Here is a 14,776-nt window from a genome sequence, read left to right as displayed (position 1 = left end):
TGGCGCGCTTCATAAACAAGGCGCGGCCATGCGCAAGCCTCAGCGAGGCTTGTTACCGCTAACCCAGCTGTAAAAAGCCGGATTGTCACGAAGGAGAGAGGACAACCCGATAATGAGAAACGCGCCCCGGCCCTGCCGAAGCGCGTTTGGTATTCTCTTGGCCCGGACCGAATACAGCCCGTTCAAGCCGACTCAGTCGTCTTTCGGCTCGAGGATCTGCTTGCCGCGGTACATGCCGGACTTCAGATCGATGTGGTGCGGACGACGCAGCTCACCGCTGTCCTTGTCTTCGACATAGGCCGTGCTGCTGATCGCGTCATGGCTACGACGGAAGCCGCGCTTGGATTTCGTGACTTTACTCTTAGGGACGGCCATGAGCCTCTCCACCGGGTAGAAAACTGCTGGGATGGCACACGCCATCTGTTCGAGCCGCGCCGTATAGCTGCTTCGCCGCGAGTGCGCAACCACTTCAGTGCCATAGGGCACAGCTCAATCCAGGTTATATCAGCTGCGCGGGCGTACCAGGCGAACACTGGCGCCCATGGAAGAGCGCAGTTCCCGGTTCTCCGGATTGCCGTAGACGTCATAATCCGCCCCCATCGAAGCGCGCACATCGGCATAACCGGTCGCGTGAATATCGCCGCTCGAGCCGGTTGAAGCGCGAGCGCGGACATCGGTGCAGACGAAGTCCTCGGCATAGAGCACGCCGCCCGTCGACATGGAGAGATCCAGCGCGTCACAGGCACCGGTCATACGCACGACAGCTCCGGTGGAAATTTCCAGGTCGAGCTCGCCGGTGTGGAAGTCGCGCACTTCCGCTCCGATGCCGCGCCCGAACTCCATATGGGTAAAGCCCGGGGCGGTGACGTACACGGTCACGTCGACCGAGCGGTTATTGCCGAACCAGCGCATGTCCTGGTCAAGTTCCAGCTCGCCGCGATTGAGACTGATGCTGACCTCGTCAAACTCCCCGCCATCGCCTTCCAGGCGCACCGAGTGCGTGTCGCCCTGAATCAGAACGACACGGAACTGACCGGCCGCATCAATACGGTCAAAGACGCCGACATCCATGGACTGGCTGTCCTGGGCGAACGCGGGAAGGTTCAGACCGGCCGACAGGACCATGACGGCTGCGAGGGAAGCAAATTTGCGCATATTGATCTCCATTGCCCACAACAAGATGCACGGGGGCCTTTTGAGTGAGATGCATCCGGGGATGGGTTTGGATGCACCGGGACGATAAAAAAGTGCGCGCAAGGGGGAGATGCTGATGAAACTGGATCAATTCGAGGCTTGGTCGAAGCGGATCGCCAGCTGGTCGAAAGCCTATCTGTCCAGCCTGCGCGACCGCCCGGTGCGCGCCCGGGGCGAGCCCGGTGATGTGCTCGGCGCCCTGCCCGCCGCCGCTCCGGAACAGGCCGAGGACTTCGATACGATCTTCGCCGATTTCGAACGCCTCGTGCCGGACGCCATGACCCATTGGCAGCACCCGCGCTTCTTCGCCTATTTCCCGGCCAATGCGGCGCCTGTTTCCATGCTCGCCGAGCAACTCGCCAATACCATCGCGGCGCAGTGCATGCTGTGGCAGACCTCACCGGCGGCCACCGAGATGGAAACCCGCATGGTCGACTGGCTGCGCCAGGCCATGGGCCTGCCCGAGGGCATGCGCGGGACTATCCATGATACCGCCTCTACGGCGACCCTGGCGGCGCTCCTGACCATGCGTGAGCGCGCCCTGTACTGGGCCGGCAATCGCGAGGGCCTGTCGGGCCAGCCGCGCCTGCGCATCTATTCCTCCGCCGAGGGCCATTCCTCCATCGACAAGGCCGCATGGATCGCCGGCATTGGCCAGGACAATCTGGTCAAGGTGGCTTCAAAAGGCCCGCTAGACGGCATGGACCCGGCAGCCCTGCGCGCCGCCATCGCCGAGGACCGGGCTGCGGGACACAAGCCTGCCGGCCTTGTCATCGTCACGGGCGGCACGTCCGTGGGCGCCATGGACCCTGTCGCCGAGCTGATCGCGATCGCCCGCGAGGAAGGCCTCTACACCCATGTCGACGCGGCCTGGGCCGGCTCCGCCATGATCTGCGAGGAATTCCGTCACTTCTGGGCCGGAGCAGAGGGCGCCGACAGCATCGTCTTCAACCCGCACAAATGGCTTGGCGCCCAGTTCGAGTGCTCGGTGCAATTCCTCGCCGACCCGCAGGCGCAGGTGAAGACGCTTGGCCTGCGCCCGGATTATCTCGAGACGCTGGGCCAGAGCGATATCGTCAATTACTCCGAATGGACGATCCCGCTGGGGCGGCGCTTCAGGGCCTTGAAACTCTGGTTCTTGATGCGCGGCTATGGGCTGGAAGGTCTTCGCGAACGAATCCGCAACCACGTCGCCTGGTCCCAGGAGGCCGCAAACAAGATCGGCGCCGTGGCGGGACTGGAGATCGTCACCGAACCGCGTCTCTCGCTCTTCTCCTTTGCCGCACAGGATGATGCGGCGACAGAAGCGCTGTTGCAGCGGATCAATGATGATGGCCGCACCTATCTCACGCAGACCCGGCACAAGGGCCGCTTCGTCATCCGTTTCCAGATCGGACCGTTCGCGTGCACGCGCGCGGATGTGATGATGGCGGTGAAGGCGATCGGGGAGCTCAGCGCTCCCCGGACCTAGACCATCCGGCTTTGATGCAGGGCCGCCGCGATGAAGCTGGCGAACAGCGGATGCGGTTCGAAGGGCCGGGATTTCAGCTCCGGGTGGAATTGCACGCCGATGAACCAGGGATGGTCCTCGATCTCGACGATTTCAGGCAGAACGCCATCGGGTGACAGGCCGGAAAACTTCAGGCCGGCCGCTTCTAGCTGTTCGCGATAGGCGACATTGACCTCATAGCGATGGCGATGGCGCTCCTCGATATGAGCCGCGCCATAGATCTCGCGTACCCGGCTGCCTTCGGTGAGCACGGCCGGATACGCCCCGAGACGCATCGTGCCGCCCATATCGCCCTCGGCCGAGCGGGTCTCGACTTCATTGCCACGGGTCCATTCGGTGAGAAGACCGATCACCGGCTCACCGCCCTGCCCGATCTCCGTCGACATGGCGTTCTCGATACCGGCCATGTTGCGGGCCGCTTCCAGCACCGCCATCTGCATGCCGTAGCAAATGCCGAAATACGGCACCTTGCGCTCGCGTGCGAAGCGGGCCGCGGCGATCTTGCCCTCAGCCCCGCGCTCCCCGAAACCGCCCGGCACGAGCACGGCGTGCACGTCCTCAAGGGGCTCGTAGGGATCGTCTTGTTCGAACTGCTCGCTATCGAGCCATTTCAGATTGACCTTCACCCCATTGGCGATACCGCCATGGTGCAGGGCCTCGATGAGGGATTTATACGCGTCCAGCAGGCCGACATACTTGCCGACCACGCCGATCGTCACCTCGCCATCGGGCTCGGCGACGACCTGGGAAATCGTCTCCCAGCGCGTCAGATCGGGCTCCGGCGCGTCTTCCATGCCGAAACAGCGCAGCACTTCGCGGTCGAGGCCCTGGCGGTGATATTCCAGCGGCACGTCATAGAGCGAGGCCGCATCCCGGCCTTCGATGACGGCGCTTTCGCGGACATTACAGAACTGGCCGATCTTGCGCTTATCGCCCGGCTCGATCGGGATTTCACAGCGGCACAAAAGGATATCCGGCTGGATACCGATCGAGCGCAGCTCTTTCACCGAGTGCTGGGTCGGCTTGGTCTTCATCTCGCCGGCGGCCTTGATGAAGGGCAGCAGGGTCACGTGCACGAAGACCGCATTGTCCGAGCCAAGTTCCTGGCCGAGCTGACGGATCGCCTCGAAGAAGGGCAACCCTTCGATATCGCCGACCGTACCGCCGATCTCGCACAGGACGAAATCGACATCCCCGGCGTCGGAGAGGACGAATTGCTTGATCTGGTCGGTGACGTGCGGAATGACTTGCACCGTCGCCCCGAGATAATCCCCCCGGCGCTCACGCTCGATAATGCGCGAATAGATGCGGCCCGTGGTGATATTGTCGGACTGGCTCGCCGGAACGCCGGGGAAGCGCTCATAGTGACCGAGGTCGAGATCGGTCTCGGCCCCATCATCCGTCACATAGCACTCGCCGTGCTGATACGGCGACATCGTGCCGGGATCGACATTGAGATAAGGGTCGAGCTTGCGCAAACGGACCCGATAACCCCGGGCCTGCAGCAAGGCACCCAAAGCGGCGGAGGCGAGGCCTTTTCCAAGAGAGGAGACCACGCCGCCGGTGATAAAGATATAACGCGGCATGGGCCGTCTGATTATCCGAGATTCGTGCGCCCCGAAAGGGACGAAATGCGGTTAATGCGGAAATCGGCCTAAGCCGCTGAAAGGAAAGTGTCCGGAGAGACGGGCCTAGCCGTCGGTCGGAACCTGGTTGGTCTCTTCTTCCAGCAGAACCGGCGTGGAGAGATCGACCGGATTGTCATAAATGCTCGACCCGTCCGTATTCACACCAACCAGAACGGCCATGAATATGGAATTGCCGATAAACAGTGCCGCCAAAACCATGGTGGTACGGGTCAGCACGGTTGCTGCGGACCGGCCCGTCATCATCGAGCCCTGACCGCCGCCAATACCCAGGGCACCGCCCTCGGACCGCTGCAGCAGCACCACGACCGTAAGGGATACGGCGATAAGAACCTGGATGATGAGAAGAACCGTCGTCATGAAACCTGCTGCCTAAAGACGCTGTGCGCGCGCTCCTCTTACTTGGGGAACGCATGCTCCGATCACAAGGCGTGGTGTTTTATACTAGGCGTGTGGCGTTGGCCAGCACCTATGCGGCATTGCCTGCAGCGGCCTGGGCCCGGGCCTGGATCCGCTTGCGCAGATTGGCCACCGTGCGCTCGATTTCATCGCGCGAACGCTCCAGCGACTCACCATTGGCAAAGGCGGCATAGGCGCCCATGGCCAACTCCTTGGTCAGCTTGAAGCTGGCGGGGCTGGTGTCGTTACCGGACTGCATAGTGGTGACCTGCTCGATAAGAGCCTCCGCAACCTCAGCGGCTTCGGCCCGCGAGAGTTTCAGCAATTGCGCTTTCAGCTCGCGTGAGGTGCGCAGCATGTCTTCATAGTCGATCCGGGTATCGCCCGCCTTGTCGCCGAGTTGCAGCTCCGCTGTAACAACCACGCGCATGGCGAGGCGGCGCAGTCGCTCGGCGATCACCGTACTCTTGGCTTCCTTGATCCAGTGGCTGCCGCGGGCCAGGGCGGCGGTATCGCCCTCCACCATGGCTTGCAGCAGGTTGGGGACTTCCAGGGCCTGGGCGTCGGACTGGCGGCTGGTTCCGCCCTTGCGGCGATCCGGCCCGATATAATCAGAGGTGACGATGAAATCTTTGCGCGCCTTGATCAGCGTGCGCACGCGCTCCTCGGCAAACATGGTGGAGAACGGACGCACGATGACATCATCGGCACCACACTCGATGGCGCGGCGGATATGCACCGTGTCGCGGCTCCACGTGGTCAGCAGGATCACCATGAAAGGATTATTGCCCAGCTCGCTGCGACGCATTGAACGCACGATCTTGAACACATCCGCGTCCGTGGCGCTGCTCTCCATCACGGCAAGCACCGGATTGCTTTCGGTCAGGCCGGTCTTCAGATCGGGCAGCGTCGAGACGCATTCAATCTGGCGAAAGCCGATTTCATGCAGGGCGTAGCGCGTGGTCCGCTGGTTCGCATGAACCGGATCGAACAGCAAAACCGGGGCGCGGGCATAATCTGTATCGGCCATACGCGGCGGAACTCCTGAGACATGAAATCACGACATTTGGCCGATCATCATTATGCCAAGAAGTTTCAATGCCCTTACCGCGTTCTTATACGGTAGTATTATTTATGATTGCGGCGAAGTCCTCGGCCTTCAGACTAGCCCCGCCGATCAGCCCGCCATCCACATCCGGCAAAGAGAAAATCTCCGCCGCATTGCCCGGTTTGACCGACCCGCCATAAAGCAGACGCGTGGCCTCACCCTGTTCGAGTCGACCGCGAATAAAGGCATGCATGGCCTGGATGTCCTCAGCGCTCGCGGTCAGACCAGTCCCGATCGCCCAAACCGGCTCGTAAGCAATGACATAGTCCTCGCCTGAGGCCTCCGGCAGCGAGCCGGCCAATTGCTCTGCAACCAGGGCTTCTGCCCGTCCCTCGCGGCGTTCGGTCTCGCTTTCGCCGACACAGATCACCGGCACCAGGCCGGCCTCCAGAGCTGCCTTCGCCTTGCGCGCGACAAGCGCGGAACTCTCGCCATGATCGGCCCGGCGTTCGGAATGTCCCAGAATCACGAATTCCGCCCCCGCATCGCGCAGCATTACGGCAGAAATATCCCCGGTGTGGGCACCGCTGGTTTCGCTATGGCAGTCCTGACCGCCGATCTTGACGGGACTATTGGCGCAAGCGGCGGCGCCTGCGGCGACCAGTGTTGCGGGCGGACAGATCAGGATTTCCGACGTGCTGGCCGCCGCGGCCGGTGCGATGTCCTGAAAAAACGCCAGCGCATCACGTGTGCCGTTCATCTTCCAATTACCTGCAATCAGCTGCTGTCGCGCCATCGATCCCCTCCCCGAAAGCTCGACAGCAGGATTAATTGGCATCGGCGAACGGTGCAACGCCCTCAACTGATGCGGATTTCACAGCCACGCACGCTTGTATCCGCGATTCCGCGCCGCTACCTTCCGCCACACGCTTATCAACGGTTCTGAAATCATGCTGTCCATCCTTCGTTCTTTCGCCAAATCGCCGGCCGCCTTCGTGATCATCGGCCTGCTCGTTCTGGCCTTTGCGGCCTACGGTGTCGGCGGGATCTTTACCGGCAGCGGCACAGCCGTCGTTGTTGTCGGCAGTGAGCAGATTTCAATGCGCGAGCTGGCGCGCCAGCATGACCGGCAATTGCGCTCGATCCAGGCCCAGGACCGCAGCTATACGGTCGAAGACGCCCGCGCTGACGGGCTTGGCGATTTCGTACTGCAGGGCATGGTCAACCGCGCCGCCTTCGTCGCCCGCGCCCGCGAGATGGGCCTGACGGTCTCGGCTCGCGAGCGGGTTCAGACCTCCGCCGAGGTCCCGGCCTTCCGCAATCCGGCCACGGGAGAGTTTGATCGCGCGACCATGGAAGAGGTCCTGCTGCAGAACAGCTATACCCTGACCGAATGGGATAATGAGCTGATCGCCGACCTGACCCGGGCGCAACTGGCCGACACCTTGACCCTAGCCACGCAATTGCCGTCCACCTGGGATGATATCGCCTACCAGCACGCCAATGAGCGTCGCACCATCCGCGGCCTCTTCCTGGATGGCGGCGGCGTTGAAGGCGTCGAGGATCCGACGGATGAGCAGCTGCAGGCCTATATCGATGACAACCGTCTCGACAGCCTGCCCTTTATCGATCGCGAAGTTATGCTCTACGTCGTTCCGGAACGCCGCAGCTTCACCCTGATCCGTTTCCAGGTCGCGGACTATCTGCGCGATGTGGAAGTTGATGAAACCTTCCTGCGTGAAACCTATGATTTCCGTGTCGAGACGGGCGAGATCGGCTCTCCCGCCTTGCGCAGCTTTACCCAGCTGACCGTGCCGGATGAAGCCACCGCCAATGCCGTGGTGGCCCGTATCGAGGCCGGTGAGACGCTGAGCAATATCGCGGCCGATCTTGGCCTTGCTGCGCTGGTCGAGCAAAGCGATGTGCAGATCTTCGATATTCCGGACACTGATCTGGGTGAGGCCGTATTTGGCCTCGGCCAGGGTGCGACCGCTGCGGTCGAAGGCGCCTTCAGCTGGTATGCGGTCGAGATTGCCGCTGCGACGGACCAAGTCCTGCCGACTTTCGAGGACATGCTGCCGGAGTTGCGCGACGAAGTCGCCGCACAGGCCGCGACCGACCTGATGTACACCAAGATCGCAGAATTCCAGGACGCTCGCGACACCACCGGCTCCATCGAAGACGCAGCCGCTGATGCCGGCGTGCCGATTGAATTCTTCGGCGCCATGGACAATCTGGGCCGCGGCGACGATCTGGAATTCGACTTCCAGCGTTATCAGACGCTGGTTCCGGAAATCCTGCCGTCGGTCTTCCAGCAGTTTGAAGGCATTGAAACCGATCTGCTCGAATTCAACGGCTCGGACTTCTTCATCGTCCGCGTCGACGATATCGAACCGCAGCGCAATGCCGAGCTGGACGAAGTTCGCGACATCGCCGATGCCCGCTGGCGCGTGGCCCAGATCAGTGCTGCGCTGGAAAACCGCGCTGCTGAAGCCTACGCACAGATCGAGGCCGGTGAGGATCTCGACCTCGTCGCCCTGACGACCGGCGGCCAGGTTGAAACCACCACGCTGACGCGGACGGAATCCGCGGGCATGTTCACGCCGCTCGCAGTCTTCCAGGCCTTCAATCTGGAACCGGGTGCCTATAGCGAAGTAATTGCGCTCAGCGACACCATGCGCGCCATCCTCGTTGTCGACGAGGTGATCCAGGCAGACCCGGCCGAACGCACCGAAGCCTTCACCGTGGCCGGACAGGGCGAGCAATACACCCTCTCCCAGATCGCCAGCACGTCGATCCTGAACACGGCCCAGAGCGCAATCATCGATGATTACGCCCCGACGGTGGATACTCGCCTGCGTGACCAGGCTCTCGGCCTCGCCGACGACCAGCAATGAGGCCGGCAGCCCGCGCCCGTATCGCTCCGGATTACGCCGCAGCGGCCGAGCGCTATGATCGTGGCGAAACCGTTGTCCTGACGGCCTCGCGCGCCGACGACCTGCTGACCCCGGTCGCAGCCTATCTCAAGCTTGGCGGGCAGCGAGAGAACGCCTTTCTGCTCGAATCGGTCGAGGGCGGTGCCTGGCGCGGACGCTATTCCGCCATCGGCCTGGACCCCGACCTGATCTGGCGCTGTCACGACGGACAGGCTGAAGAGGCCCGCGGGCCCGACGCCACCAGCCAGAGCTTCACACGGCTCGGCGATGATCCGATGACCTCGATGCGCGCCGTCATCGCGGAAACCCGGTGCGAGCTGCCCTCGGGCGCACCATCGATCGCGTCGGGTGTGTTCGGCTATCTCGGCTATGACATGATCCGTCATATCGAGCGCCTGCCCGAGGCCGCTGCAGCAGACCCGCTGGATGTGCCGGAAGCGATCCTGATGCGGCCGCAAACCGTCGTCGTGTTTGATGCGCTGAAACAGGAAGTCCAGGTCTTCTGCCCGATCCGGCCGGGCCAGTTCAGCGCCCGCGAGGCCTATGACGCCGCCTCCGAGCGCATTGAACAGGTATTTCGCAGCCTCGACAGTGCCGTGCCGGCAAGCCCGCACATCGACACTGAACTGGGCGAGCGAGACTCCAACCGCACGCCGGAGAATTATGGCGAGGCCGTCAATGCCGCGCGCGACTATATCCGCGCCGGCGACGCCTTCCAGGTCGTCCCGAGTCAGCGTTTCTCAGCCGATTTCAAGGCCGACGCCTTCACGCTCTATCGTTCATTGCGACGGCTCAACCCCTCGCCCTTCCTGTTCTTCTTCCGCATGCCCGGCTTTGCCATTGCCGGATCCAGCCCAGAAATCCTGGTCCGGTTGCGCGACGGTGTCGTCACCGTCCGCCCGATCGCCGGCACCCGCAAGCGCGGCGCGACCCCAGCTGAGGATGATGCCCTCGAAGCGGACCTGCTGGCCGATGCCAAGGAGCGCTCGGAACACCTCATGCTGCTCGATCTCGGGCGCAATGATGTCGGCCGCGTCGCCAAGCCGGGCTCGGTGCGCATTACCGAGCGCGAGATCGTCGAGCGCTATTCCCACGTCATGCACATTGTTTCCAATGTCGAAGGCGATTTGGCCGATGGCGAGGATGCAGTCTCCGCCCTGTTCGCCGGTTTCCCGGCCGGGACCGTTTCCGGTGCGCCCAAGGTCCGGGCGATGGAGATCATCGACGAGCTGGAACCGCATCGCCGCGGCATCTATGCCGGAGCGGTGGGCTATTTCTCTGCCGATGGCGGCATGGATACCTGCATCGCCTTGCGCACGACGGTGGTGAAGTACGGCAAGATGTATGTGCAGGCCGGCGCCGGCGTGGTGCTCGACAGCGACCCGGTCGCCGAGCACGAGGAATGCGTCAACAAGGCCGCAGCCTTGTTCCGCGCGGCCGAACAGGCGCTCTCGGACTGATTACGCTCTTAGGCTGATTAAGGTCGGATCGATGCCTGGATTTGCGGCTGCGGCTGATCCAGCGCGGTATGCTCGACCAGCTCACTCAGGGTGATGAATTCGATCCCGCGCGCCTGCGCGCCGTCGATCCAGCTCTCCAGCGCATCCAGGGTCACATCATGCGGATGCCCGATAACCAGGGCCCAACCGCGCAATTCTGACAGCGCTTCGGCATCGGCCAAGCGCGCCTCGATGGCCGCCGGCTCGAGCACATGGTCGAGGAAAATATCACGCTCGAGGACGTTGAGCCCGAGACCGCGTGCCGCCAGGGCGCCGCGGCTTTGCGAGGTCGTCATGGAATCAAGGAACAGCCCCGCCTCTGCCGGCACGGCAGAGAGCGCGAGGCGCATGGCCTCGGCGTCGCGGGTGAAGCGGCTGCCCATGTGGTTGTTGAGCCCGATCGCACCGGGCACACGGGCTAGCCCCCACAGGACACGGGCCTCGATATCGGCAGCGCTGAGCCCGACGCGCAGCGCATTGGGTCCCGGATCGGCAAGACCAACCGGCTCCATCGGCATGTGCACCAGGACATCATGCCCCGCCGCGCGCATCTGGCGGGAGACATCGGCGGATTGTTCGGCATAGGGCAGAATCGCCGAGGTCAGCGGCACCGGCAGGTTGGCGACACGGTCCGCGGCCCCGAGATCAAGTCCGACATCGTCAATGACCAGCGCGATACGCGGCTTGTCCTGCGGGATCGCCGGCAAGGCCTGGTGCGGCTGACGCGGCTCCGGCGCGGCTCGCTCATAGGTCACGGTGCGCGCTCTGGCCCGGTCAGAGGACGGCGTAGAACTGATCTCCTCGCGATCCAGCGCTGCGAAATCGACAAAGGTCCTGTCGGGCAGATCGGAGGTCGCATCGGCACTGGCGATGGAGAACACAATCGCGCCCAGCCCGTAAGCCGTCGCGACCACGACACTGGCCATGGCCGGCGTAGCGGATTGCAGAACCCTGCGCAGTGGATGAGCGTTTCGGCGTCGCATGGTGCGATGCAGCAGAGAGTCGGTTAATCCGGTGTTAAACAGCACCCGGCATTGGCGTTTTTTCCGCGGACGCCCTATCTTGCCGGGCAGGAGATCCGCCATGCTTTTGATGATCGATAACTATGACAGCTTCACCTACAACCTGGTGCATTATTTCCAGGAGCTGAAGGCCGATATCGAGGTCGTGCGCAATGATGCGCTGAGCGTGGCAGAGGTGCTGGCCCGACAGCCTTCCGGCATCGTCATCTCGCCCGGCCCCTGTGACCCGGATCAGGCCGGTATCTGTCTGGAACTGATTGAGAAACTTCCCGAAAACCTACCGCTTTTCGGGGTCTGCCTGGGTCATCAATCCATCGGCCAGGCCTTTGGCGGCAAGGTTGTCGCGGCCAAGTCCATCATGCACGGCAAGACCAGCCCAATCGAGCATACCGGCCAGGGCGTGTTTGCCGGCCTGCCTTCGCCGTTTGAAGCGACACGCTATCACTCCCTCGCCGTCGAGCCGTCGAGCCTGCCGGACTGCCTGGAAGTCACTGCGCAGACCGCTGATGGCGAGATCATGGGCCTGAAGCACAAGACCCGCCCGATCGAGGGGGTGCAGTTCCATCCCGAGTCGATTGCCTCCGAGCATGGCCACGACATCCTGGCCAATTTCCTTGCCCTGACCCGCTCACCCGGCGCCAAGGCCGCCTAGCGGGCTGCGCACAGGCGCACTCGGGCGTTGAATTTCCATGCGCGACCGATAGATTTCATCCCGTTCGCAGGATTTACCAGACGAGACAGCCGGTATGCCGATCCAATCCGCCCCCGCCCGTGCGCCCAGACGCACCCGCGCCATGGCGATGTCGTGCGTTCGATACCGTGTGCTGGATCGGCGATGGCGCAGCTCATTCGCTCCATCCTGATCTTTCAAACTTCGACTTAACAAGAGAGCGGCATGACTGATCTTGCCCTTTGCCTGAAGGCCCTCAGCCAGGGTCAACGGCCTGACGACGCCCATATTGCCGGCGCTTTCGATCAATTGATGGAAGGCGACGCCCCGGACGCGGCCATCGGCGGTTTCCTAATGGGCCTGGCGGCTATCGGCGAACGCCCCTCCGATATCGTTGCCGGCGCGACAGCCATGCGCAGCCGCATGCTGCACATCACGGCGCCGGCGGGCGCCATTGACACCTGCGGCACCGGCGGTGACGGCAAGGGCGCCTATAATATCTCGACCGCCTCCGCCATTGTCGCCGCTGGCGCAGGCGCCATTGTCGCCAAGCACGGCAACCGGGCCGCCTCGTCCAAATCCGGCTCTTCCGACGTGCTGGCCGCACTTGGGATTGCCCTGGACACGCCCAAGGACCGCGTTGAGCGTTCGATCAGCGAAGCCGGTGCCGGTTTCCTGTTCGCCCCGGCGCATCATTCCGCCGTCCGCCATGTCGCCAGTGCCCGTAAGGGGCTTGGCGTGCGCACCCTGTTCAACCTGCTCGGCCCCCTGTCCAACCCGGCCGGGGTAAAACGCCAATTGCTCGGCGTCTTTGATCCGCGCTGGCTGGTGCCGATGGCCGAAGCGCTGCGCGGGCTGGGATGCGAGCATGCCTGGGTCATGTGGGGCGAGGACGGGATGGATGAGATCACCACCACCGCACCGACCCGCATTGCCGAGCTGCGCGATGGCGAGATCCGCGAATTCACGCTCACGCCCGAAGATGCCGGCCTGCCCCGCGCCAGCGAGGAAGACCTGCAAGGCGGAGATCCGGACTATAATGCGGCCGCCATCCTGCGCCTGCTCGAGGGTGAAGCGGGTCCGTTCCGCGATATCGTCCTGCTCAATGCCGGCGCGGCCCTCGTGATCTCCGGTCTGTCCGGAACCATTGCCGACGGCGCGCAGCAAGCCGCCGCCGCGATCGATGACGGCCGCGCCAAGGTGACGCTGGACAAGATGATCGCAATTTCCAAGGGAGAGGCGTGATGACGGCCATGCCCGACGCGCTGGCGCGCATCACCGCCTACAAGCTTGAGCATATCGCGGCGTGCAAGACCAAGCGCAGCTATGACGAGGTCGCTGCCGCCGCTCGTGACGTCGCTCCGGTGCGCGGGTTCTACCGCGCGCTGGAGACGGCATCCGCCGAGGGCAGGCTCGGCCTGATTGCCGAGATCAAGAAAGCCAGCCCGTCCAAGGGTTTGATTCGGGAAGACTTCGATCCGCCCGCCCTGGCCCGGGCTTATGAAGCCGGAGGCGCCACCTGTCTGTCTGTCCTCACCGACACGCCCAGCTTCCAGGGTGCCGATGCCTTCCTCACCGCCGCACGCGACGCGGTCGCGCTGCCGGCCCTGCGCAAGGACTTCATGTACGATGTCTACCAGGTCGCCAAAGCCCGCCTGCTGGGCGCGGACGCGATCCTGGTCATCATGGCCGCAGTCAGCGACGAGACCGCCTTGGCGCTCGTCGAGGCGGCGAGCGAATGGGGCATGGATGCGCTGATCGAAGTGCATGACGAGGAAGAGCTCGAGCGTGCCCTCAAACTGCCCTCCCCCCTGTTAGGCATCAACAACCGAAATCTGCGCACCTTCGAGACCTCGTTGGAAGCCTTTGAACGCCTGGCTCCGCGCGTTCCCGCGGACAAACTCCTCGTCGCCGAAAGCGGTATCTTCACGCCGGCCGATGCCCAGCGCGTGCAGGCGGCCAAGGCTCGCGCCCTGCTCGTCGGTGAAAGCCTGATGCGCCAGGACGATGTGACCGCGGCAACCCGGCGTCTGATGGGCTAGGCCCACGCTTGACGCTTGAGTGGAACACATGTAGAACACGAGCATGTTTTCCCGGTTTGTTCCGAACCGGCCGCCAATTCGGGGGTGCTCGTGCTTACGCGTAAACAGAATGAACTTCTCCTGTTCATCCACAAGCGCATCAAGGAAACCGGCGTTTCGCCCTCCTTCGATGAAATGAAGGGCGCGCTGCAGCTTGCTTCGAAATCCGGCGTGCACCGATTGATCACGGCCCTGGAGGAGCGCGGCTTCATTCGCCGTCTCGCCCATCGCGCCCGGGCGCTCGAAGTGCTCAAATTGCCTGAAAGCGCGGTTCCGGAGGAACCGGCTCAGCCGCAGTCGACGACCGCCAGCGACAGTGATGCCGGATCCAACGTGGTTCGCGGTGTGTTCGATGCAACGTCTGATCTATCCGGACCGGAGACCGTAGAGGTCCCGCTGCTCGGCCGCATCGCTGCCGGTGTTCCCATTTCCGCCATCCAGCACGAAACCGATCGCCTGCCCGTCGCCTCCGGCATGCTGGGCCAGGGCGAGCATTTCGCGCTCGAGGTCAAGGGCGATTCGATGATCGAGGCCGGCATTCTCGATGGCGATACGGTGCTTATCCGCCGCTGCCAGTCCGCGGAAAGCGGAGAGATTGTCGTTGCCCTCGTCGATGATGAGGAAGCGACCCTGAAACGGCTGCGCAAAAAGGGCGGCTCCGTCGCCCTGGAAGCCGCCAATCCGGAATATGAAACCCGCATTTTCGGGCCGGACCGGGTCAAGGTCCAAGGCAAGCTGGTCGGCCTGCTGCGGCAATATCACTAGGCTTTC

Annotated in this window: 14 protein-coding genes; 7 read left to right on the top strand and 7 right to left on the bottom strand. The window is 63.2% G+C overall.

All coding sequences use genetic code 11. The features are described 5' to 3' along the window. Positions 1 to 192: 192 nt before the first annotated feature. Together rpmF and Q1V51_RS02380 are read right to left on the bottom strand one after the other, a co-directional pair. Positions 193 to 375, bottom strand: coding sequence for a 50S ribosomal protein L32 (gene rpmF, locus Q1V51_RS02385; protein WP_300552331.1), 183 nt, complete (start codon positions 373 to 375; stop codon positions 193 to 195). A 129-nt stretch (positions 376 to 504) separates the two neighbouring features. Next, a complete protein-coding gene (locus Q1V51_RS02380; RefSeq protein WP_300552328.1) occupies positions 505 to 1,155 on the bottom strand; it encodes a DUF2807 domain-containing protein in 651 nt (216 codons plus the stop codon). Positions 1,156 to 1,270: 115 nt separating this feature from the next. On the opposite strand from Q1V51_RS02380, the gene Q1V51_RS02375 reads away from it, so the two are divergent. Next, the gene (locus Q1V51_RS02375) at positions 1,271 to 2,665 is read left to right on the top strand and encodes a pyridoxal-dependent decarboxylase (protein ID WP_300552326.1); all 1,395 of its coding nucleotides are present in this window, start codon (positions 1,271 to 1,273) and stop codon (positions 2,663 to 2,665) included. On the opposite strand, the gene Q1V51_RS02370 is transcribed toward Q1V51_RS02375, so the two are convergent. The 4 genes from Q1V51_RS02370 to tpiA all read right to left on the bottom strand — a co-directional run bounded on the left by Q1V51_RS02370 (position 2,662) and on the right by tpiA (position 6,593). Further along, complete coding sequence (locus Q1V51_RS02370; protein ID WP_300552323.1) at positions 2,662 to 4,290, bottom strand: CTP synthase; 1,629 nt, start codon at positions 4,288 to 4,290, stop codon at positions 2,662 to 2,664. The genes Q1V51_RS02375 and Q1V51_RS02370 overlap by 4 nt on opposite strands. A 105-nt stretch (positions 4,291 to 4,395) precedes the next feature. Then, positions 4,396 to 4,710, bottom strand: a complete 315-nt coding sequence (secG, locus tag Q1V51_RS02365; RefSeq protein WP_300552320.1) for a preprotein translocase subunit SecG — start codon at positions 4,708 to 4,710, stop codon at positions 4,396 to 4,398. A gap of 109 nt (positions 4,711 to 4,819) precedes the next feature. Beyond that, the gene (locus tag Q1V51_RS02360) at positions 4,820 to 5,779 is read right to left on the bottom strand and encodes a response regulator receiver protein (protein ID WP_300552317.1); all 960 of its coding nucleotides are present in this window, start codon (positions 5,777 to 5,779) and stop codon (positions 4,820 to 4,822) included. Positions 5,780 to 5,864: 85 nt separating this feature from the next. Next, positions 5,865 to 6,593 carry a triose-phosphate isomerase gene (tpiA, locus tag Q1V51_RS02355; RefSeq protein WP_300552314.1) on the bottom strand — a complete coding sequence of 243 codons (729 nt, stop codon included), beginning with the start codon at positions 6,591 to 6,593 and terminating at the stop codon, positions 5,865 to 5,867. A gap of 154 nt (positions 6,594 to 6,747) precedes the next feature. Between tpiA and Q1V51_RS02350 the strand changes: the two genes are divergently transcribed. Both Q1V51_RS02350 and trpE read left to right on the top strand, forming a co-directional pair. Further along, a complete protein-coding gene (locus tag Q1V51_RS02350) occupies positions 6,748 to 8,694 on the top strand; it encodes a SurA N-terminal domain-containing protein (protein ID WP_300552311.1) in 1,947 nt (648 codons plus the stop codon). Continuing rightward, complete coding sequence (gene trpE, locus Q1V51_RS02345; protein WP_300552309.1) at positions 8,691 to 10,193, top strand: anthranilate synthase component I; 1,503 nt, start codon at positions 8,691 to 8,693, stop codon at positions 10,191 to 10,193. The genes Q1V51_RS02350 and trpE overlap by 4 nt, the downstream gene beginning before the upstream one ends. A gap of 17 nt (positions 10,194 to 10,210) precedes the next feature. On the opposite strand, the gene Q1V51_RS02340 is transcribed toward trpE, so the two are convergent. After that, a complete protein-coding gene (locus Q1V51_RS02340) occupies positions 10,211 to 11,215 on the bottom strand; it encodes a divergent polysaccharide deacetylase family protein (protein WP_300552306.1) in 1,005 nt (334 codons plus the stop codon). 100 nt (positions 11,216 to 11,315) lie between these two features. Here Q1V51_RS02340 and Q1V51_RS02335 point away from each other — a divergent pair, with 100 nt between their 5' ends. The 4 genes from Q1V51_RS02335 to lexA all read left to right on the top strand — a co-directional run bounded on the left by Q1V51_RS02335 (position 11,316) and on the right by lexA (position 14,770). Continuing rightward, complete coding sequence (locus Q1V51_RS02335) at positions 11,316 to 11,906, top strand: aminodeoxychorismate/anthranilate synthase component II (RefSeq protein ID WP_300552303.1); 591 nt, start codon at positions 11,316 to 11,318, stop codon at positions 11,904 to 11,906. 243 nt (positions 11,907 to 12,149) lie between these two features. Further along, complete coding sequence (gene trpD / locus Q1V51_RS02330; protein ID WP_300552301.1) at positions 12,150 to 13,169, top strand: anthranilate phosphoribosyltransferase; 1,020 nt, start codon at positions 12,150 to 12,152, stop codon at positions 13,167 to 13,169. Positions 13,170 to 13,177: 8 nt separating this feature from the next. Further along, positions 13,178 to 13,966 carry an indole-3-glycerol phosphate synthase TrpC gene (gene trpC / locus Q1V51_RS02325; protein ID WP_366522687.1) on the top strand — a complete coding sequence of 263 codons (789 nt, stop codon included), beginning with the start codon at positions 13,178 to 13,180 and terminating at the stop codon, positions 13,964 to 13,966. A gap of 90 nt (positions 13,967 to 14,056) precedes the next feature. Further along, on the top strand, positions 14,057 to 14,770 hold the full coding sequence (gene lexA / locus Q1V51_RS02320) for a transcriptional repressor LexA (protein WP_300552296.1): 714 nt from the start codon (positions 14,057 to 14,059) through the stop codon (positions 14,768 to 14,770). The last annotated feature ends 6 nt before the right edge of the window (positions 14,771 to 14,776 follow it).

The organism is Maricaulis sp., from assembly GCF_030149235.1.
Classification (GTDB): Bacteria; Pseudomonadota; Alphaproteobacteria; order Caulobacterales; family Maricaulaceae; genus Maricaulis.
This window is presented reverse-complemented; position numbering and strand designations above follow the sequence as displayed.